This is a genomic window from Verrucomicrobiia bacterium, from assembly GCA_035946615.1.
Taxonomy (GTDB): Bacteria; Verrucomicrobiota; Verrucomicrobiia; order Limisphaerales; family UBA8199; genus DASYZB01.
Genome location: DASYZB010000021.1, coordinates 1 through 20003, shown reverse-complemented (window position 1 = coordinate 20003; position 20003 = coordinate 1). Strand labels below are relative to the sequence as shown.

At 57.2% G+C, this 20003-nt stretch carries 18 protein-coding genes; 5 read left to right on the top strand and 13 right to left on the bottom strand.

What is annotated here, in order from left to right; genetic code table 11:
• From VG146_03335 to prsR, 5 genes are all read right to left on the bottom strand, one after another.
• The coding region (locus VG146_03335) for a choice-of-anchor tandem repeat GloVer-containing protein (protein ID HEV2391376.1) at positions 1-270 on the bottom strand (270 nt) is incomplete at its 3' end.
• Positions 271-569: 299 nt separating this feature from the next.
• Entirely contained in the window at positions 570-953 is a 384-nt protein-coding gene (locus tag VG146_03330; protein HEV2391375.1) for a hypothetical protein, read from the bottom strand.
• A gap of 212 nt (positions 954-1165) precedes the next feature.
• On the bottom strand, positions 1166-1834 hold the full coding sequence (locus tag VG146_03325) for a VPDSG-CTERM sorting domain-containing protein (protein ID HEV2391374.1): 669 nt from the start codon (positions 1832-1834) through the stop codon (positions 1166-1168).
• 1018 nt (positions 1835-2852) lie between these two features.
• The gene (locus tag VG146_03320) at positions 2853-3818 is read right to left on the bottom strand and encodes a hypothetical protein (GenBank protein HEV2391373.1); all 966 of its coding nucleotides are present in this window, start codon (positions 3816-3818) and stop codon (positions 2853-2855) included.
• Positions 3819-4357: 539 nt separating this feature from the next.
• The gene (prsR, locus tag VG146_03315; protein HEV2391372.1) at positions 4358-5755 is read right to left on the bottom strand and encodes a PEP-CTERM-box response regulator transcription factor; all 1398 of its coding nucleotides are present in this window, start codon (positions 5753-5755) and stop codon (positions 4358-4360) included.
• Between the two features lie 386 nt (positions 5756-6141).
• Here prsR and VG146_03310 point away from each other — a divergent pair, with 386 nt between their 5' ends.
• Both VG146_03310 and VG146_03305 read left to right on the top strand, forming a co-directional pair.
• Positions 6142-6360, top strand: a complete 219-nt coding sequence (locus tag VG146_03310; GenBank protein ID HEV2391371.1) for a type II toxin-antitoxin system RelB/DinJ family antitoxin — start codon at positions 6142-6144, stop codon at positions 6358-6360.
• Between the two features lie 2 nt (positions 6361-6362).
• On the top strand, positions 6363-6686 hold the full coding sequence (locus VG146_03305) for a type II toxin-antitoxin system PemK/MazF family toxin (protein ID HEV2391370.1): 324 nt from the start codon (positions 6363-6365) through the stop codon (positions 6684-6686).
• Positions 6687-7009: 323 nt separating this feature from the next.
• On the opposite strand, the gene VG146_03300 is transcribed toward VG146_03305, so the two are convergent.
• From VG146_03300 to prsK, 3 genes are all read right to left on the bottom strand, one after another.
• Positions 7010-7543 carry a hypothetical protein gene (locus tag VG146_03300; GenBank protein HEV2391369.1) on the bottom strand — a complete coding sequence of 178 codons (534 nt, stop codon included), beginning with the start codon at positions 7541-7543 and terminating at the stop codon, positions 7010-7012.
• Positions 7540-7797, bottom strand: a complete 258-nt coding sequence (locus tag VG146_03295) for a hypothetical protein (GenBank protein HEV2391368.1) — start codon at positions 7795-7797, stop codon at positions 7540-7542. Before VG146_03295 ends, VG146_03300 begins: the two co-directional genes overlap by 4 nt.
• 144 nt (positions 7798-7941) lie before the next feature.
• Positions 7942-10098, bottom strand: coding sequence for an XrtA/PEP-CTERM system histidine kinase PrsK (gene prsK, locus VG146_03290; protein HEV2391367.1), 2157 nt, complete (start codon positions 10096-10098; stop codon positions 7942-7944).
• Positions 10099-10334: 236 nt separating this feature from the next.
• On the opposite strand from prsK, the gene VG146_03285 reads away from it, so the two are divergent.
• Entirely contained in the window at positions 10335-10730 is a 396-nt protein-coding gene (locus VG146_03285) for a hypothetical protein (GenBank protein ID HEV2391366.1), read from the top strand.
• Positions 10702-10872 (top strand): hypothetical protein, encoded by a 171-nt coding sequence (locus VG146_03280; GenBank protein ID HEV2391365.1) that lies wholly within the window; start codon positions 10702-10704, stop codon positions 10870-10872. Before VG146_03285 ends, VG146_03280 begins: the two co-directional genes overlap by 29 nt.
• A 280-nt stretch (positions 10873-11152) precedes the next feature.
• Here VG146_03280 and VG146_03275 read toward each other — a convergent pair whose 3' ends face one another.
• The gene (locus tag VG146_03275) at positions 11153-11704 is read right to left on the bottom strand and encodes a VPDSG-CTERM sorting domain-containing protein (GenBank protein HEV2391364.1); all 552 of its coding nucleotides are present in this window, start codon (positions 11702-11704) and stop codon (positions 11153-11155) included.
• 588 nt (positions 11705-12292) lie between these two features.
• Positions 12293-13372, bottom strand: coding sequence for a formylglycine-generating enzyme family protein (locus VG146_03270; protein HEV2391363.1), 1080 nt, complete (start codon positions 13370-13372; stop codon positions 12293-12295).
• Positions 13373-13412: 40 nt separating this feature from the next.
• Here VG146_03270 and VG146_03265 point away from each other — a divergent pair, with 40 nt between their 5' ends.
• Entirely contained in the window at positions 13413-13760 is a 348-nt protein-coding gene (locus VG146_03265) for a hypothetical protein (protein HEV2391362.1), read from the top strand.
• A gap of 117 nt (positions 13761-13877) precedes the next feature.
• On the opposite strand, the gene VG146_03260 is transcribed toward VG146_03265, so the two are convergent.
• The 3 genes from VG146_03260 to VG146_03250 form a co-directional block, all read right to left on the bottom strand.
• Positions 13878-17174 (bottom strand): tetratricopeptide repeat protein, encoded by a 3297-nt coding sequence (locus VG146_03260; protein HEV2391361.1) that lies wholly within the window; start codon positions 17172-17174, stop codon positions 13878-13880.
• A 237-nt stretch (positions 17175-17411) separates the two neighbouring features.
• Positions 17412-18350 carry an archaeosortase/exosortase family protein gene (locus VG146_03255; GenBank protein ID HEV2391360.1) on the bottom strand — a complete coding sequence of 313 codons (939 nt, stop codon included), beginning with the start codon at positions 18348-18350 and terminating at the stop codon, positions 17412-17414.
• Between the two features lie 469 nt (positions 18351-18819).
• Positions 18820-20003 (bottom strand): hypothetical protein (locus tag VG146_03250; protein ID HEV2391359.1); only part of this gene is annotated, 1184 nt, incomplete at its 5' end.

Sequence of the window (20003 nt, the reverse complement as noted above, 5' to 3'; positions counted from 1 at the left end):
CGCATACGGATAGGACCCCTCGGAAAGACTGTGCAGCACCCCGAACCCACTCCCATCCTTTGCAATCCTGAACACCGTCCCGATATTATTGCTCCCGCCCGCGTACGTGGTCCCATACAGCATCCCGTCACTCCCCTCCATTAGCGCCGCCCGAGGCGAACTCCCCAACTGCGCCACCGGCCCAAACGACAGTATCCGCTGGAAGTTCGTTTGGGCATTCGCAAAGGTCTGCCCCATAACCAGGACGAACCAGCCCACGAGCGTTGCCACAAGCAGCGCCAAGCAGGTTCTGCCAATATACGGACGAGAAGGGGCCTGGAAGTTAAAGGCAGGCAACGACATTCCGCCTAACATAAGTGCTGAAGCCGTAATAATGCAACCCGTTGCGATACGAGCGTTTACGGAATCCGCCCCCGCAATTACGGATAACGGTTGGCGTTCCACAGAAGTTGGCAAGCGGTCGCTGATCGTTCTGATTCTGCAGGAAATTGGAGCCTCCCTGCGTCGGCTGCTACGATTTCAAAACGCGTTCTAATGATTCTGCCCTCCCAGCTTTCCGCTTTCACCTTTCAACTTTTGGCTCTCCCCTGTTTACGATCCAGCGCCATTTCAAAGCTGACCAATTCTCGCTGCAAAGCGTTATATCGCGAGTAGGCATCGCCTTTTTCCTGCCGGAGGCTGCGTTCGCGCCAACCGGGAACAGCAGGAATAAAATCGTCGGGACTGGCCAGTTCCACGTTGATGTCCAATTCATCCTTCAAGAGCGCCAACGCTTCAAAAAATCCCGGTGGCTCCGGGTCGGCCTTGAGGTCCACGTCAATGGTCATGGGGCGCCAGCCGTGCAAAACGGCAGTAGCGCCGCCAGTCAAATAAATGGAGCCTTCTCCGCGCACGCGGTTTCCCAAGGCAGACATGAAAGCTTCCAGCTTGAGCTTGTCGGTTTCAGCGCGCATTCCGAGTAAAATAACGGCAAAAGGGGGAAATCGAAACTCATTTCAATGGTTGCCCGTGAACTCAACCCCAATTTCTGCTCTCTGCTTTGTGCTTTCTGCTTTCACCCACGCCACAGGCAAGTATGTGCGCCACGACCGTCGTGCCCCGGGTACCCAAAAAGCAAAAAAGGCGCAGAACTGAGCTCTGCGCCTGTTGAAAAGGAGAAGGTTGGTTACTTCTTGCTGAATACCCGGCGAACCGAGCCGATGCCCAGCATCGCCACGCCCAACAAGGCGACTGTCGAGCCACCGTCCGGAACAGAGGTGGAGCCGCCGTCGACCGCGAAACCGGTTAGAAATGCGGCATCCGTAGGACTGGCGGGATTACCCGCGATATAGATATGGGCCGCCACGACGTAGCCGGACCCGTTGGGGCTCAGGACACTGGCTGCATTAGCCCACGTTCCAGAAGTATCCGTGAGGCCGAATACTATCTTGGTGGACGCGTCCGTGTAAGCATTTTGGCCGGACTTAATCTGCTGGTTAAAGCTTCCAAATCCGTCCTCATTGCCGCTGCCGCCATTGCTGTAACTCGTCGGCCCAAAACCGGTCGGATTCGACCCCGTAACTGTGCCAAGGCTCCACGATGTTGCGTTCACGTTGACGGCAACGCTTCCAGTGCCCCCAAATAAATATTGGTAAAGCGCCGTTGAGTTGGCGTCGAACTCGATTGTGGCGGTGGTGGTAGTGTTCCAAGTCACGGTCGCGCTGCCGAAGGGGGCTGGGTAGCCTGAGAAATTTGCGATCCCCAGGCTATAAGTAATTTGATCAGCACTGGCTGGCTGCGCGGCCAAGGCGACCACGCATCCAATCATGCCCACCGCCATTATTACATTTCTCATTTTCATTCTCGTCCTTGCCCTTTAAGTCGTTTTGTTTCGATATTCGTTTAGGTTCAAAACCATCTGACGCACAGTCCGTGCCAACATCGCAACCAAGAGCCGAAACATTGAGGTGTAAACGCATACAGCTCACAACCGCAATGACTTGAAGGTACAATTCTATCACCTGAATTTCCCATTCTCAAAGCGACCTTCCTGTCGAAATTGTAAATATTTCCGACGCTTTCACCCGCTGAACCCTCGATTCTCTGCATAATAAGGCCCATCCCAGCGACTTACGACCAAAAAGCCATCCTGTAGTCTCCCCTGACAATCGCGAGAGGGGAAAACGAAAGCAGAAAGCAGAAGTTTTGAAGGCGAGCGAAAAACTCAGGACTGGAGGCCTAACCCGATGTAACGCGATTTCAGCTTTCTGCTTTCTGCTTTCGGCTTTCCCCTTCCCCTTCGTGTAAATTCGTGTAATTCGTGTCCCACCGCTCCTGCTTTGCGCTTCCTTCCCTACGGGGGAAAGCAGAAATTTTGAAGGCGAAACGAAAAACTAAGGACTTTTCAGCTTTCTGCTTTCTCCTTCCCCTTCGTGCAATTCGTGTCTCCTCGCTTCCGCTTTCAGCTTTCTTTCCACGTCGGCCCGGAATAGCTTGTTCGCGCGCTAACCGAAGAGCATGTCACCAATCTCGATGCTGCCCTGACTCGATTCATCGACCAGAGCAAACCTCATGATTGCCGCCATTCACGAGGACATCGCCGAAATCCGCGCCAGCAACGCCCGGACCGACCGGGCGGAGCGAGACACTAATTTCGCCGAGTAGAGCAGAGGCGCGAACATGATTGGGCCAATGACTTCCAATGTACCTGCCCTTTCGGGCGTAGTGGCAAACGGTCATCAGGCCATCCTCTTGGTTTCCGCTGCCCCCTCTAAAATCGAACCAGCGCTTCGAGCTGCGGGCAGCACATCGACGTACGCAAATACGAGCGGGCGGCAAATGCCGGCTCGGTTTCCGGAGAGGATGTTGAAACCTTAACTGATAAGCTTCGCCTTAACTAGCCCCAGGAGACCGAGGCCCATTCCCATAAGAACCAGTGAACTCCCGCCGTCCGGAACCGAGGAAACCTCGATAGAAGCACCAGAAGCGATATTGATATTCATCCCGCCAATGAGCTCGCCAACAACAGCGCCTGGCGTGAGGCTGATCTGAGAGTCCGGCGCCAGCACAACGCCATACAGAACAGACTCGTCACCCGGAGGATTCAGACCATTGGCGATGCCCCCCGACGCCGAAAAGCCACCCGTGCCAGTAAGATTGAAGAGCACATGCGAAGCGCCTATGCCGCCGCTCAGCACAATAGATGCGCTGTTGAGAACCAATTTATCAGAGATGTTAAAGATGTAGTAGTCACTAGCCGAGCCTTGGAGAGTCAGGACGGCGTGATTTCCCAGGTTGATTTGGCTTAAGCTGTAATCGCCTGGAGTGCTAATAGTTCCACCGGCGGTGATGTCCGTGTGATAGATGGCACCAGACTGCGCGGACGAAGCGACACCTAGCGCGCTGGCAATAGCCGCGTTGAGATAAGCGTCAGTCGCGAGTCCCTGGTTAATCGTGCCAGAAACGTTTCCCCCAGCAACCAGACCGCTTTGCGAAGCGTTGTTATAAAGATAGACGCTGCCGTTAATAGGTTCGCTTGTCGGGGGCAGCCCCGCGTTATCGCTGATGCTGCCTTTTGGGCCTATCCCGACGTTCCCGTTGATTTTCCCGGCTTGGCCACCCTGGGCCAAGCTAACATTGTAACCTTGGCTCGCACTCCCAAGCTCCAGAATCCCAAAGCCGTTTGCGCTACCTAGATCAAAAGTTGCCGCCGGAGCTTGTTGCGACGTTATGGCGAAAAGCACTACAACGACCCAACCCAAGACCGCCGCCGCCAGAAGAGAGTTTGATGACCGCACGGATAGCGCAACGACCGGCGGCCCAAAGATTTGTTTTTTCATCTTACTTCACCTTCGACCTTTATTTCCTGCCCTTTTCCGAATTGTTGTCCTTCAACCACGCGATCCCCCACGCTTCAGCAGCCGATAGCGTGCCAATTATTAACACAAAATCGTAAAGCTTTTATGCACAGGCTGATAAGCTTCTGAAGGCGTGGCTGTTACGACTCAAACCTGGTGACAAAGTGGAAGGTTTTCCGACAGATCGAGCAAAAAGTTGCAGAAAATCACCTAACCACCTGAAGGATAGGGATCTGCACGATGACCGGACATTGTAATCGTAGCCGACGCTTCCGCAAATATGGAGCACAAGGGTTAACTGGGATCCCCCGGACCCGCACTCAGGACAACTCAGCGCGGCGATGTTCGCCGTAGCCCCCTATTAATCAGAGTCGCCTCGACATCGGCGCGGAGGCGACTTGGCCTGGAGGTCCAGGTTGATTTCGATAGAAGAAAGCCAGTCCTGAGAGTCAGGGAGGTCTTAACCCGCAGAAACTGTTTTTCACCTCAATTCAACGCCGGATAAACCGCTCATCACTCCTTCAGGCCCCACGCTTTTCATCTGCTTCGGTCGTTTTCCCCTCATGCTCAGCCCGTCCGATGCCTAATTTCTCCATCAGCTCGTAAAACGTGGGCCGGCTGATACCCAGCTCGGCGGCGGCGGGGGTGATCTTGCCGTTGTGTTTACGGAGCGCACGGTTGACAATATCCCGTTCCACCGCTTCGCGCGCCTCTTTCAGGTTGAGGCTCGCGGCCGGGGAAACGGGGTTTTCAAGTTCCAGGTCTTCAGGGGCAATGCGCTTGCTCTCAGCCATGATCACCGCGCGCTTCACCCGGTTCTCAAGCTCGCGCACGTTGCCCGGCCAGGCGTGGGCATTGATCGCGCGCACCGCAGCCTGGCCGAAACCCAGGCCCTCTTTCCCGCTCGCCGCGGCGTTGCGGCGGAGGAATTCCTGGGCCAGCAAAAGCAGATCGCCCTCGCGCTCGCGCAGGGGGGGCAGGCTCACCACGACCACGGCAAGGCGGTAATAAAGGTCCTCGCGGAACTTTTCCTCGGCAACGGCTTTTTTAAGGTCCACGTTCGTCGCGGCAATGACCCGGGTGTCCACCTGGATCGTTTGGCGGCCACCGACGCGCTCGATGCTTTGCTCCTGCAGGAAGCGCAGCAGCTTGACCTGGAGCTGAAGAGGAATCTCCCCAATTTCATCGAGAAACAGCGTCCCGCCGCCGGCGCTCTCGATCCGTCCCTTCCGCTGCGCATGCGCCCCGGTAAAGGACCCTTTCTCATGCCCAAACAACTCGCTTTCGAGCAAGGTCTCCGGGATCGCACCACAGTTGATCGCCACAAACGGCCCATCCTTCCGCGCGCTTCGCCGATGTATCGCCAAGGCCACCATCTCCTTGCCCGTCCCGCTCTCGCCCAGAACCAGAACCGGCGCCTCCGTTGTAGCCACTTTGCGAATCGAGGTGAATACCCGCTGCATCTGCGGACTGGTGCCCAGCAGGCCCTCGAACGTATCAGCCTGGAGCCGCAATTGCAGCTCGCGGTACTCGCGCTCCAAACCCGCAACATGAAAGGTCCGCCTCAGGATGACCTTCAGTTCCTCGAGCTGAACCGGCTTGGTCAGAAAATCGTAAGCACCCGCGCCGATGGCCTCGAGCGCGTTGGTCTTCTCACCCTGGCCCGAAACAATGATGATTTTCGCAGTTTTGTCCAACACCAGCATCTCCGCGAGCGCTGCCAGGCCCTCCTCCGGTGTTCCCGGCTGGGGCGGCAGACCCAGGTCCAATAACACGACCTGTGGCCGCTGGTCCTTGAAACACTCCAGCGCTTTGGGCCGATCGTCCGCCAGGGCCACATCATAATCCTGCACCAGCGCCCATTTCATCTGCGCCCGTATCTCCTCATCATCATCCACAATTAAAAGCTTGGGTTTCATCGGCAAACAAAGGGTGGGGTAATGGAGTGTTGGGGTATTGGAGTGATGGAGTATCCGGGCATTCGCCGAGTTGAATGGCATCGCGCAGCGGCTCGCCTCGGAATTCCCAGCTTGGTGCGATCAAGCGTTACGGAAAGCTTCATGCTCAATTGTTAGCCAAAAAACCCCGTTTGCAAGGACTGATATCCTGATATCCTATGTCCTCGACAATCCTCCCCGTCTCCCCCTGCGCAATCCGCCGTCCCAATCGAAAATCAAAAATCAAAATTCTAAAATCCCCTCCCGCTTTCCGCTTTTCTTCATTCGTGAGAATTCGGGCAATCGTGTCCTCCGCTTTTGTGCTTTCTACTTTTGACAAAGGGCCACATTTGGGCCACATTGGGCACATGAGCGCAATTGCCAAAAGCCGTATTGACCCCGAACTCAAACGCCAAGCTGAAGCCGTCTTGGAAGAGATCGGACTGAAACCACGGGCCGCATTGGAACTTTTTTACAAACAGATCATTAAGCGCCGGGCAATCCCGTTCCCTGTCCAGGCAGACAGCCCGGAAGATGAGGTTTTGAGCCCTGTCGCCCGTCGCAATGCGCTGGCTGACGAGTTTTAAGCATGACGACTGTTCCCCAACCGGGCGAAGTTTGGTTCATTGACTTGGGCCTGGTTGGTAAACCGCGTTATGCGCTCGTGTTGGCGGCTCAAAGTGATGCCCGGCTTGCGCTGGCCAGCGTGGTTTTGATCACCAAACAATTCGAGGACACACCGTACGAGGTCACGTTGCCCCGCGTGCGTTGGTTGCGCGAGCAAAGCTACATCAACGCCCAAAGCATCCAGCCGGTGAAGTTCACCGAATTCGTCCGCAAAGCTCCCGGAAGGTTTGACGCTCGCGTCATTGGCGAAGTGGAAGCCGCGCTCAAACGCTGGTTGAAACTGTAAAAAGCAGAAGCGGAAAAAACGGGGATGCCCCACCATCACTCCACGCGCCCCTCCAGGCCCCTTGTCTCCCTTTCATCCCTTCTGAAAATCTGAAATCCAGAATTCCTCTCCCCTTGCACGTATTCCGTATTCCGCGGTTCCTCAGCCTTTCGGCAGCTTCATATCAGAACGACAGAATCATAAAGCCGTAATGATCACTCCATTGCCTCCATCACTCCACCACTCCATTTCTCCACCCCTTCATCACCGCTTTTTCCTCATGCGTGAAAATTCGTGTCCTCCGAAATCCGAGCTTCCGAAATCAAAAATCGGAAATCAAAAATCTAAAATCTCCTCCGGCTCTTCCGTTCCTTGGCAACATCCAGAGCGGACCGCAACGGCGGTGTGTGAAGCTTTTCATACTCCTCTCGAAAGCGCTCAAGGTACTCAATATCCAACAGGTCCTTTTCGCGGCCGCTGGCCCGTTTGCTGGCGATGATGTCTCGGAGGTTTGCAATGCGGAAACCCTCGACGTTAAGGCCCCGGGCCTTGGCCGCCTCGAAACTTGGAATGCCGTCGGGCGCGAATATCAAATCCACGTCAAAAGGTCCGGTCTTGATTTGAACGAAATCTTTTCCTGCTACGATGGCTTGTTCCAGTTCAGGGCTGAGCTCGAACCCGAGCCTCTGCAAGGCGGCCACGACGCGCCGGCCATTTTCCGCCGAGCGAGCTACAAATACATCCACGTCTTGGGTCATGCCCGGGAACCCCAGGAGGACAGCCCCGCTCTTGCCGATGAAGAGATAATCGACCCCGGCGCCTTCAAATGCCCCGGCAATGGCGCGCGCCTGCTCGGGTTGAAACTGCCGGCGGGTCATTTCGCTGCGGGCTTGAACCCGAGGTAGCTCGGAAGATTGGCTGCGCACCAGGCCCGATACTCCGTCAACGTATCAAAGGCCCGCCATGGAGCGTCGTCCAGGACCGGCTTATACATCCGGCAAAAACCATACCGAATACGCGCATCCATGGGCCGTTGCATCTGACGCCGGCATTGTTCCCGAAACTCGACCCAGCCCTGGTCCTCGCCGCCGGGTGCACCCAAGACGGTTGCCCGGGCAGAATTACTGTTCATACCGCTTAGCGTACTACCTCGCCTCAGAATGTCCACGCTGCTGCGCCAGAATAATGCGGCTTCCCCGCTGACGCGCCGCCTCCCATTCGAGCCCACAACATCTGCGCAATCCGCAGTCCCAATCGAAAATCAAAAATCAAAATTCTAAAATCCCCATCCCTCCATCTTTTTTTCCGCTTTCTGCTTTCCGCTTTGATGGTCCACCGGCAGCATCACCCGAAACTCCGTCCCCTTCCCCACCTCGCTCTCCACCTCAATCCTTCCCCGATGCGCCTCCACAATCATCTTGCAATGAAACATCCCTATCCCTATCCCCTTCTTCTTGGTCGTCTGAAAAGGACGGAACAACGAATTGCGAACAAATTCCGCCGGCATCCCGCAGCCGTTATCCGCCACACTCAAGACAACCCAACCATTGCGTTGGCTCGTTTCCACCTTTACCCGCCCGCCCGCCGGAACAGCCTCACGCGCGTTTAGCACCAGGTTCGTGATTACCTTCTGGATTTGCGCGGGATCAACTCTCACATTCGGCAGCGGCCTCAACTCCTTGACCAACTGCACCCCGGCGGCCTGTTCCTGTGTCTTAAGTGTCTCTTCAACCAACTCATTCAAATCGCATTCCACCGCTTGCACCCCCAATTCATGACGCAACACCGTCAGCCGGCTAATCACGTCATTGATATGTGCCACCGTCTTTGAAATCCCGCGCAACGCGTCCTCGCGGAACGCCGGGTCCTGGTAATGCACCGGCAGATTCTGCAACATCAGCGACAACGTCGAGGCGGTGTTCTTCAGGTCATGCACAAAAAAGGCCGACATCGCCTGAAACGCCTCCAACTGCTTTGCCTGCGACAACCTTTGCGATAACTGGATATTCAACAAACCCGCCGCCGCCTGGTCAGACACCGACTTCAGCAGGTCCAGGTCCTGCACCAAAAACGAAATGCCCCCCACCCGATCGCCCAACATCAGCACACCCAGCAACTCGCCCCCAGCAAGCAGCGGCACGCATACACGGTTGCCCCCTTTCGTCGGGAATTCCTCCGGATGCGCCCGGCGCAGCGCCGCCGCCCAAATCTCCTTCGACTCATCGATATCCACCGGCTCGGGTTGTTTGCTCAGCGCCCCGATGACATCCGCCGCATCCGCCGCTTCCAACGTCACGTGGCCCGCCTTGGCCTGCGACAGCGATGTCGAGGCCGCAAATACCAGCTTTTCCTTTCGCTCATCCACCAGCCACACCGACACCGACAATGCCTGAAAAATATCCGACACGAGCTTCACAACCGCACCGCACAATTCCCCCTGCTCAACCCGTCGCGCCGTCCCCTCGGTAAACGTGCGCCAGACCGTACGGTAATCGTATAGCGGCCTTTGGAAATGGCGGCTGATAAAGCGTTTCGTGTGTAGCCGGACTCGGTCAGACAACAGCGCCACCGTCAGCAACACCACCAGGACCAGGATCAAAAACGCTTTCAACTCGAACGACGCAGCGCCTCCCAGAAACGCAACCAGCTTGGCCAGCACCCCCACAATCATCAGATACACGCCGGCAATCAGCACGGTGAACGAGTTCTGAAGCACTGATTGAGACGGATAAACACTGACCTCGAAATGCCCCGCTCGAAATAGCGACCGGATAATCAGCAGGCAGGCCATCAGCAAGGCAGCGGAATTGACTCCTTGGAGCGACAGGTCAATCGACCGGAACAGCAGCGCCTGGCTGCTGGTGTAGGCGCGCACCGCAAACAGTATCCCAAGCCCAATCACCATGAACTTGATCCGCCACCGCATCGTCCCCACCGCCGCGCGATAGGTGCGTTCGAGATTCATCAGCACCAGGATGGCGCTTACCAGCACAAAAAACTCGAGGGCAAGCCCGGGCGTCGTCAGGCGCAGCAGCCAGCCCTGGCCGGCATCTGACCGTGCCACCAACGCCAGCAGTTCCTCGTCAAAAACCACCACCAGGCCGATAGGCGCCACAAATGCCACCGCCAGCCACACCACCCATTTCCGCAGAAACTCCTGGCTGTTCCCTCGACCGTAACTCAGACTGAACACCAGCCACACCCCAGGCAAAAAGGACATCGCTATGGCCCGCCAATCCTCCCAATACGCAACATCCCCAGGCAACCCCGCCTTCGCACCGAGCCCTGAAAACACGCTCTCAGCCGCCAGCACCGCCATCCCCGCCGCAAACGACCAGCGCGCAACCGAACGCCCGGCCTTCAAGACGCTTGCCAGCCCAATCCCCCCAGCCAGCACCGCGCCGCCCCACGCCAATATGACAGGAAGGTTCATGAATTCACTGCCCCATGAAACGACAGAATCATAAAGACGTAAAGAAGCATGAGAAGCATTGGAGTGCTGGGGTGTTGGAATGCTGTCGCCCCCCTTTTCCCCATCAACCCCCATCACCCCATCACTCCATCACCCCATTACTCCATCACGCTCCTCCATCGCTCCACCGCTTCCCAACGCCCCATCGTCTCATTGCACTCCTTGCTTTGTTCCGCACGGTCTGCGATTCTATTCTTATGAACGGCATCCCGATGCTGATTGATAATGAGCTTGGGCCCGCGGGCTTGGCCAGCCAGCAAACTGCGCGAGAGATGGTTGAGTCCTGGGCTAAAGCTGTGGACGGTTTCCGCCAATGGCAACGGCGCGAGATACTCGAACGGCAGACCTCCCCCGAACAACTAGCCGAACATCGGCGCGCCCTAACCTGGATGCTGCGATGGACCCGTTTACTCCAGGCCCTGGTCAACGATCCGGAGTTTCCCCTTCGCCAATTCGCCCCCGAAGTTGCCGGGCGTTTGCTGCAACTGGAGGAGTCCTGGGGGCTGGTCCATGACGACCTATCAGACGCCCAAGCCGACGCCACGCCGCAAGCCGCCTTCCCTAATGCACCCACAACTCGAGGCCCTCATTAAGGCCTACGACGCTTTCATCCAGGCGGGCCATGGCTCTGAGGCGCCGCATTTGTTCGAGGTTTATGAGTCGCTGCTCGAGCACTCGGCAGCAGGCGCCAGCGCCAGCAAGGAATTGCTTCACCGCTCCGTCAAACGCCAGTAAACCCGCTGGCTGCGGGCCAACGCGCATCCCACCACCCTGCCCCCGGCAGCGTGAGCAGCGCGCAGTGGCCGGGAGCAAGGCTGCGACTGATTGCCGCCCCGCACCGCCCCGCACAACCGCCCTTTGCTCCAACGGTCCAACGCCAAAACGCCCGGCTCACCCCTCCACCGCTCCATCCCTCCACCACTCCATTTCCAAAGCCCCTTCAAAAAGCAAGAAACAGGCAGGAACACTCATTCCTGCCTGCGTAGAACAGAAAACCTTCAGCACGATTGCCCGCTTAGGCGAGCTTCCGGCGAATCAGCGCAAGGCCCGAGAGGGCGGCGCCGAGGAGCAGCACGGTGGTGCCACCATCGGGAAGTGCGTTATTGGCTGAATCAAACCCAAAATTAAACGTAGGGTTCGAGGCGCCGCCGGGGTTGGAGATGGTGAACGACCAACTGCCACTAGTAGCAGTATATGGAGAGCCACTACCCGTAATGTTCAGCGTGCCGTCACCTGTGATATTGAGGAACGAACTGCTCTGGCTCGCCACACTCAAAGTAGCCAAGTCAAAGGTGTAGGTCCATCCTGTTCCGGCATCTGCAAAACTCCACAGCGTGTTGATAGGAGCGGAGGATGGATTCCAGGAGAACGGCTTGAATGTGACGGTGTCCTGGAGTATTCCAAAATAGGAACCGGAGGCCGTCAGGGGCTGCGTTGTTACTCCTGCGAACGCTGTGGCTTGCGTAGCAGACCCTAGGTCCGCGTTATCAAGGGTAGCCACGCCTGTCATGTGCAGCCCACCAGTTATCTGATTCGCCTGCAAGGTGCCAGCAAGACCCAGCGCCATCGCTGAACATGTTAGATATTTAAGAATGTTGTTCTTCATTTTAGTTCGATTCTTTCGTTTGTTCTTGGTTTCTGCTCTACAGTTTTAGGGGTAATAAGCAACCTCCAAGCCAACTGCTCTCATTCCAACTTGAGTAATGTCGTAATATGCACGTACACAGCATGTTAATTGCAAACAAAAAACCCATTTCACAAGAAATATCGCAAATTATACGATGAAAAATGTAAATGTTTCCGACGGAACCGCAACCATTAGGCGAGGTCGAGGAGGAGAAGTAGGCCGATACCCCAGAAAAAGTGGCTTTTCCGGGGCATTTCCGGCTGAAAGGGGAAGTGTAATCCCTTCCGACATGCTATAACACGCTGTTTCTAAGGGTCTTATGCGATGCAACACTCCATTCAGCCGATTAGCCGCTCATTGGCGTGAATCAGCCGTCTCCTCGCCTTCCAGTTCTTTTCCTGCACAAGTGCCGGTCTTCAATTCGTGGCTACCCTCGCCGGGGTTGACCGGATTCTGCCTCTCTATCTCACCTCAACTCTGTCGGCACCCTCTTCGCATCTGCCGCCAGCTCCCCCTGACCGTTCGCGTTCACGGCTGACCTGGGGCCAGCCCCACCCGAAAACCGATGCCGCGGTTGAACGCCCCAGCAGGGGTGCCGCCGTTGCGCTGCGCCGACCGGCAGAAGAGCCCGTAAATGTTCCAAGAGCCGCCACGGAGCAGCCGGTTCGAGCCCGTAACAGGCTGCGGATCGATCACAGCGCCGGCGGGATACGCGCCATACCGGTCCTGACACCACTCCCACAGGTTCCCGATCATGTCATACATTCCCCACCCATTCGCTGCGTAGCTCCCCACCAGAGTAGTCATTTGAAGGTGGATTCCGCTCGGATTAAAGATGTCCCCCGCCGAGGCATCATATTCGTATTGGCCGTCGAAGTTTGCCTGTCCGGAATTTAACCCGCTTCCCAGATAAAAGGCCGTCGTGGTCCCCGCCCGGGCCGCGTACTCCCACTCCGATTCCGTCGGCAACCGATACACATAATTCGTTGGAATCAGCCCCGCCGCCCGCTCGTGCTGCGTCCGAATGCCGCAATAATTGGTCGCATCATACCAACTCACTTGCTCCACAGGACGAGCCAGGTCATCGGGAAATCCGTTCGCGGACGCAAAGTAGCTTGGGTTGTTCCCCACTACCGCGAGGTAGTCGCCCTGCGTTACCAGATATTTTTCCATCCAAAACCCCCGGCTAATTGTCACGACGTGCTGGGTCTCATCCGGATTTCGTAAAGCCTCGTTGGTCGGGCTGCCCATCGTGAACGTTCCCGGCTGGATGAACACCAGGTTGGTGTCCGCCGCTGCGGGAACGGGTACGGCACGATAAAATCGTTGCCCCGCCGAAGGCACCGACGGATCAGTCCAAACATTGCTGACACCCTGTACTTGCAGCAGCGTCCGGTCCACCCACTGGTTCGTGGGGGAAAGGCCGGTGGAGTATTGAATCGAATAGACCGTCCCCACCTGTCCGCTCAGGGCCACAGTCGGCTGGCCGGCGAAAAATCGCAGCCCAAGACTTGGCCGGGATTGAGCAGAAGCCAGTGGCGCTACTGCCCAAAGAGCCAGGAACACGATGGAGGTCAATCGAACGAGTATTGAGCATCGTGTCTTCATATTGATTGTCTTTCGCTTTCTGCTCATATAACTCTGCGCAATGCTTGGGCAAAAATCTCAGCCGCAGCCTGCCCGCACCGGTCCGCCGCACAATCCGGGCTTGCGCGTTTGGGCGACACCGCTCTCCAAGCTGCTTAATCTCTGGAAAGGAGCGAGCGCGCGAGCGGCCAATCTGGCGCTGCGCCGTAACGGAAAATTCTGGGAGCGGGAATATTTCGATACGCTCATCCGCGATGGCGAGCATCTGAAACGAGCGGTGCGCTACACGGAGAACAACCCGGTGAAAGCGGGTTTAGTGGCTGAGCGGAGGACGTGGCAGTGGGCCAGCGCGCGGTGGCGGGATGCGTATGAGCGTCTGCCGTGGCTGCGGCACGGCACTGCCGCGTGAACGCGGCGTTCCGTGCGCCATGCCGAACGCCGCCTTCCGGAACGCTGCCTTCAGGCGGCAGAGAGAAGCCCTTGACTTCGCTCTCTTGCCAGCCCTTTAGCCTCCATCCTTTCCTGGTCACTTCATCTCCGCCAGCACCCTCTTCGCGTCCACCGCCAGCTTCGACGGGATATTCAGCGCCAGCGCCTGCTGCAGGCTCGCCTTGCTCTCCGTTTTGGCTTTCAGTTGGTATTGAGCCATTCCCAGGTAATAGAAAAGCTCGGCATCGTCCTGGCGGGTCCGGAGGCTCTGCTTAAGAAAGCGGTTCGCGGCTGCGTAATCAGCGCGGCGGTACGCCAGCACCCCCAAAACCTTTGCCAGGTCAGGGTCATCGGGGAAGGCCACTCGGGCCTTCGTGGCGAGGTCCGAGACCCTCGGGTCGTCCGGGAAGTGGTCGAAGCAAAGAATGGCGAGGTCCCGGGTGGCGGGGACGAACAGCGGGTTCAGGCCCAGCACTTGTTCAAGCGTTTTCTTGGCGTCCTGGTAATTCCCTTTTTGCCGCTGCAAGAGAGAATTCACCATGAGCGCGGGAATGTAGTTGGCATCAGAGGGCGACGAGACCTCAGCCAACTGCGGGGCCGGCGTCTCGGCTGCCGCTCCCCCGCGATACAACCCAACCAACGTCAGGAAACGCCGCGCAGCCTCCGCTTGCGGGAATTGTGGCGCTGCCTTGAGCGCTTGTTGCATGGCGCTTTCAGCAGAAGATAGCTGCCCAAGACCGTAGTAGGCGCGCCCAAGGTCATAAAGGACTGCCGGTTGATCAGGCGAGCTGAGCGCGGCATCCTGGAGCAGGCTCGAGGCCCACTTGTAATCGCCCGATTGACAGACCAAATGCCCCAGAATCTGGGAAATGACAGCGTCATCGGGCGCCGCGCCATGGGCGTCTTTCGCATAGTCAAGCGCCTTTTGCGCATCATTCAACCGCCCAGGAGCGGAATAAAGCTGAGCCAGATTCGTCAGCACGTAGATGTTCTTGGGATTCTGGGCCAGAGCCTGAAGGTAGGCCTTCGCGGCATTTTCCAGTTCGCCTTTTCGATTATAGACAGCGGCCAGGCGCTCAAGGGCGATCGGGTCGGTCGGGTCAGCGGCAATGCGCTTTTCAAGCAGCGCTTGCGCAGCCGGGTCCGCCGATTGCGGATCAATCGCCAGTATGGCCAGCCGGCGCCGAGCCTCGTCCTTGCCCGGGAAATCCTTCTTGCCTTCCAAAGCGTGTTGCAGCGCCAGGCGGGCGGGTCCTTCCTGGCCAAGTTGGTATCGGACCATGCCGAGGTGACACTCTATTTCCGTCTCCTCCGGTAACGCGCTGGATGCCTGCGTCAGGAGTGAGAGCGCCCTGAGATAGTCGCCCTTGCGATAGACAATCCAGCCCAGGGTATCGGCGACCGAGGGGTCCGCAGGGAATAATTGGCGCGCCTGTTCGGCCAGCCCAACCGCTTTGTCAAGCTCATTGAATTGTTCGCAGTATAGATAAGCCAGGTTGTTGAGCGCGGCGGCAAAACGGGGATTAACGGTCAGCAGTTTTTCGTATGCCGTCCGGGCAGCACTGTAATTGGTCAGGCTCTCCTGAATCATGCCAATCTGCATCAAGGCCGGCACGTCATTGGTGCGGACGACAAACGCGTTGAGTTTATCGAGAGCCTGCTGGGCTTTGCCGGAGCTCACGTAAAGCTGCGCAAGAAGCAAATAGGAGGTGCGCAGGTCAGGGGCCATCTGCACGGCTTTGAGCAAAGTCGCCTCTGCCTGCGTAAAATTGGTTTGGCTCAGGTAAACCTTGGCCAGCAGGAGCTGCAGCTCAGGAATCGCCGGACGCCGCTCGATTTGCGCATTAATTCGCTCCAGAGCCGCTTCGGGCTTTTTGTCGGCAATGTCGAGGTCAACAAGTTTTTCGAGCGGCGGCAGGAAATCTGGGGCGAGCTCCAACGATTGCATGCAGGCCTGGCGCGCGTCCTGGCGCTTGTTCTCGGCAGCCAGAACATTCGCGATGAAATAAGGCACCTGCGCGCTCTTCGGAAAAAGCGACTGCATCCGGCGATACACAGCCAGGGCCTGGTCGAGATTCCTCTGGCTCGCATAAGCCGCGGCCAGCAATAAATGGGCTTGGGCCAAATCCGGACGCCGCTTGATCAGTTGTTCGAGCGAAAGCTCGGCAGAAACCGGGTCCCCTTTCCGTATGGACCGGTCGGCCACCGCCAGAATCGCATCGGGGAAATTTGGGTCCAGCGCCAGCGCCTGCTTAAGCGCACCTTCCCCCTTCGACTCATCGCCATTCAGAAGATACGCCTGGGCAAGACGAAACTGTACCTCGGGAGAACGCGCATAAACTTTGCTCAGCCGGGCAAGCTCGGCAATCGCCTCTGGGACCTGGTTTTTGTTCAGTTTAACATTCGCGTCGAGCAACACCGCATCGTAGTTGATGCTGTCCTTGGTCAGCACCTTTTGCAGCAGCGCGGCGCAGTCGTCGAATTTCCGTTGAGCAAAGGCCACCTGTGCGAGGTAATTCCAGGCCGGCAAATAATCCGGGGCGTTGCGAGTGATGTCTTCCAGAATCTTTTTGGCATCCTCAACCGAGCCGGTCTTGAGTTTGAAATCGGCGTATTTCAATCGCCTCGCAGAACGCTGTGGGGAAAGGTCGGCGGCCGTTTTCAACTCCTGGTCGGCGCCGGCAAGGTCGTTGCTCATCCAGTAAATGGCGCCAATGGCCGTATGGGCTGCGGCCGATTTGGGGTCCAATTCGAGCGCTTTCCTGAATTCGATGAGGCCGTTGGTGAGATTCCCTCGGCGCATCTGCAATGCCCCCAGCGCCAAATGGTAGCCGGGCCGGTCTTTGTCCTGTTGCCGCAGTTTCTCGATTTCCTGGGTGGTATCCTGCACCTCCTTCGGCGTGAAGGTGGTGTCGGCGAGAACGGACAGGGCGTCCTCCTGGCCGTGTTGCTTTTGGAGAACTCGCTCGGCGTCCTGGCGCGCATCTTTGACCTGGCGCACAGAGAGTTCGGCCATGCAAAGCTTAAGCCGGACATAGGAATCGTCTGGAACCATCTCCGCAGCCCTTTTCAGGAAAAGAAGGGCCTGGGGCAGTCGGCCCTGCTCGTAGTAAATCAAACCTAACCGGGAGATAGCGGTGGGGTTTGCCGGCGCCACCTGCAGCACCTTAAGGTATTCAATCTCCGCCTTTTCGTACTGGCCGGCCGTGAAATCCGAGTTGCCGCGGCTGAGGTATCGGATTTTCTTGGCCTCTTTGGTGCAGCCGCTGGCGCATAGCAGAGCCGCCGCGCACACCAGCAACACCCCCGCTCTCACGAGCCTCCGGGCCGGTCGCACACCCGCGCCGGTCCCGCCAGCCGCATATCCTCTCATTTCGTCTCTCTCTCGTTTCATAATCTTCTCGCCTTTTCCCCATCACCCCACCCCTCCATCCCTCCACCACGCCCCACCGCATCCTTCTGTCTAATCGAAATTCAAAAATCAGAATTCTAGTACTGCCTCAGTGACGACGGGGCTGCCGGCTGAAGCCGGCGTTCCGGACGCGCGGGAACGCCGCCTTTAGGCGGCAGCGCCCGCTTTCCGCTTTGTTTTGGAACGCCGCATTTATGCGGCAGTTGCCGCTTTCCGCCTTCAGTTTTCTGCTTTCATTTTTCCGCTTTCCCCCTTCATATCCGTTCTGCGCAAATACCACAGTAACAAAAGGAAGGGAACCATGGAAATAACAAAGAACACCGGCCCGCCCCGGTGATGTATCGGCGAATCGATATAGCTGGGGTCCAGGTGAACACACAGCTCACCAATGGTAACAATCCGAAATGCATTCCGGAAAATGCCCAGGGGCACAACAAGCAAGGCAAACAGGGCGCGTTTCCATGGTGTCCTTAAAAAAAGCTGGCCGGCCACCAGGCTGGTGATGAACAGGACCAGCGTGGACCGTATCCCGCTGCACTCGGGCGCCACCTGGAGGCTGAACCCCGGTAGTTGAAAGGCCACGTCGTGCCGGAGCAAGGGCGTCCCCACCAGGCCGAAGAGCAACTCGGCGGCATCCGCCGAGCGATGCTGCAGGAACGCTTCAAGCGCGTCGGTAACTACGCCCGGAAACGGCGTGATGAACACCAGGAACCCGATTGGAAATGCCAACGCGCGCAGGGTTTGCCTATCCAAACAAAAACAACACGCCGCAACAAACAGCAGGAAAAATGAAAATACCGTCCAGGACAGGGAATCCACCGGCGCGAGATGCATCCGTGAGCCCAGGACCAAATAAGCGCCGATGGAGAGTAGGCCGGCTGCGAGGGGCAAAAGGATTTTTGATTTCTGATTTCTGATTTCTGATTGGGGTGAACGGCCAGGCGGCTCGCCTTTTGCTTTGGAAAAAATCAAAAATCGCAAATCAAAATTCAAAATTCCCATGGTCCAGACCAAGTACAGGCTGACGAAGGGGATTAACAGGATGTGGGAATAGAGTTCGCTGTGGAGGGCTAGCTTGACGAGGCCAAACAGCGGGCTCGCGAAGCACAGGACAAGCCCAGCGGTGGAAACCGCCAAAAGGCGCAGACCACGAGACATCGGGACGCCAGGACCAGGGGATGACATGGGCGCTGAGCCGGAGGAAATCATTTACAAAACAACCCTGGCCCCTTCAGCATTCAGCCTGAGGCTGAATTGCTGGAGTATTGGGGTCATGAGGGGATATGGGAAAAATACTCGGATTTGGTCAGGTATGGCCGCCTTCGCTGGAAGAGGCGTGGCAGTGGGTGGCTTGGGGGTGTACAGCCGTCCCACCGTCCCAAGGCCGGTAAACACGGGCGATTCTCAACTTTGCAACCGTCCCATGTCCGTCCCAGAGCGTCCCAAGCGTCCCAGAGTGCTCCCCCCATTCGATGTTGGGCGTTCGACGTTGGACGTTCGATGTTCAGCCCCATGATTCTATTCTTCCATGATTCTGTCCCCCCAAGCCCTCCGCCTTCCATTCTGAAAGGCTAAAGGATGAAGGATAAATGCTAAATTCAGCTTTCCGCTTTTCCCCCTTTAGCATTTATCCTTCAGCCTTCATCCTTTCCCCTGCTCCCTCCCATCCCCTCAGCGCCCTTTCCAAGGCCTCCTGAACATTAGCCAGTTTGATGCCCGTCCTTAGCAACTTCGAGCTGTCCAGCAAACACTCGGGCAGGGCGCCATTGCCATTGTTCCCATCATGCCCATTCGCCCCGTCGTCGTCATAAACCAGCAGTTGCAACGGGCGCGCCGGTTTCAGGATGCGCTGGACCATCTTGAGCACCTCGTGCGTGCTGGCGGCCCCCGGGTTGACGACGTTGTAGGCGCCGAAGGGACCGCGCCGTTCCCACAGGTCGAGGCAGGCGCCAACGCACTCGTCCAGGTGCGAGAGCGAGTTGAGAACGTCGTGAAGGCGATAGGCATCCTGAAGCTGGGAGAGGAAGTTGCGCGGCTCATCCAGTTCGTTGAAGGGCAAATGAAAACGCCAGATATAGGATTGGTCGTGGCTGCGGACGGCTTCCTCCGCCAGGGCCTTGGTGCCGCTATAAAAATTGCATGAGTCTTTGAACGAGTAATTCGGCTCGTCCAGTTCGGTAAAGCCGCGCACGCGCTCCGGATGCGCTTCGAGGAACCGGCGTGCCTCGGGCCGGCAGAGATCGCGCTCGATGCGGATGCCGCCGTTTTCGAGGATTTTAGCCCCGGCATAGATGCTGCCCGACGAGACGTGCGCCCAGGGTGTCCGGGTCAACTCGCACACGCGCGCAATGGTCTGCGGAAGCAGCGTATTGGCCTGGAACATCTCCATCCGCTCGATATCGGGGCGATGGAGTGTTGGAGTGGTGGAGTGTTGGAGTGTTGGGGTATTGGAGTGGTGGAGTGATGGAGTATTGGAGTGATGCGTTATTTCCGCTTTCAGCTTTCCGCTTTCTGCTTCGCCCCCATCACTCCACCTCTCCATCACTCCAGCACTCCGCTCTTCCATTTCTGCTTTCTGCTTTCCGTTTTCAGCTTTTCCCTCTTTTTCTTCCGCATTGATCAGGAACTCCGGCTTAATCTTCCTCACATAATCAAACAGGAACTCGAACCGGGTGTAGTCGAGCGCGTTCTGGGACAGCGGAATAAAGCTGTCCCGACGCCGCCTTAGCGCCCTGGCAAAGCCCTGCCCGACGTAGGTGGTGGCGCCGAGCAAGAGGATCATAAGACAAAGCAGAAAAACTGAAAGCTGAA

What these genes read in the sequence shown, in the direction of transcription:
- VG146_03310 (HEV2391371.1), top strand. Translation starts at nt 6,142, where the DNA reads ATGAGCGCAATTGCCAAAAGCCGTATTGACCCCGAACTCAAACGCCAA.
- VG146_03295 (HEV2391368.1), bottom strand. Translation starts at nt 7,797, where the DNA reads ATGAACAGTAATTCTGCCCGGGCAACCGTCTTGGGTGCACCCGGCGGC.
- VG146_03285 (HEV2391366.1), top strand. Translation starts at nt 10,335, where the DNA reads ATGAACGGCATCCCGATGCTGATTGATAATGAGCTTGGGCCCGCGGGC.
- VG146_03280 (HEV2391365.1), top strand. Translation starts at nt 10,702, where the DNA reads ATGCACCCACAACTCGAGGCCCTCATTAAGGCCTACGACGCTTTCATC.
- VG146_03300 (HEV2391369.1), bottom strand. Translation starts at nt 7,543, where the DNA reads ATGACCCGCCGGCAGTTTCAACCCGAGCAGGCGCGCGCCATTGCCGGG.
- VG146_03275 (HEV2391364.1), bottom strand. Translation starts at nt 11,704, where the DNA reads ATGGCGCTGGGTCTTGCTGGCACCTTGCAGGCGAATCAGATAACTGGT.
- VG146_03270 (HEV2391363.1), bottom strand. Translation starts at nt 13,372, where the DNA reads ATGAAGACACGATGCTCAATACTCGTTCGATTGACCTCCATCGTGTTC.
- VG146_03255 (HEV2391360.1), bottom strand. Translation starts at nt 18,350, where the DNA reads ATGTCTCGTGGTCTGCGCCTTTTGGCGGTTTCCACCGCTGGGCTTGTC.
- VG146_03325 (HEV2391374.1), bottom strand. Translation starts at nt 1,834, where the DNA reads ATGAGAAATGTAATAATGGCGGTGGGCATGATTGGATGCGTGGTCGCC.
- prsR (HEV2391372.1), bottom strand. Translation starts at nt 5,755, where the DNA reads ATGAAACCCAAGCTTTTAATTGTGGATGATGATGAGGAGATACGGGCG.
- VG146_03305 (HEV2391370.1), top strand. Translation starts at nt 6,363, where the DNA reads ATGACGACTGTTCCCCAACCGGGCGAAGTTTGGTTCATTGACTTGGGC.
- VG146_03330 (HEV2391375.1), bottom strand. Translation starts at nt 953, where the DNA reads ATGCGCGCTGAAACCGACAAGCTCAAGCTGGAAGCTTTCATGTCTGCC.
- prsK (HEV2391367.1), bottom strand. Translation starts at nt 10,098, where the DNA reads ATGAACCTTCCTGTCATATTGGCGTGGGGCGGCGCGGTGCTGGCTGGG.
- VG146_03265 (HEV2391362.1), top strand. Translation starts at nt 13,413, where the DNA reads ATGCTTGGGCAAAAATCTCAGCCGCAGCCTGCCCGCACCGGTCCGCCG.
- VG146_03320 (HEV2391373.1), bottom strand. Translation starts at nt 3,818, where the DNA reads ATGAAAAAACAAATCTTTGGGCCGCCGGTCGTTGCGCTATCCGTGCGG.
- VG146_03260 (HEV2391361.1), bottom strand. Translation starts at nt 17,174, where the DNA reads ATGAAACGAGAGAGAGACGAAATGAGAGGATATGCGGCTGGCGGGACC.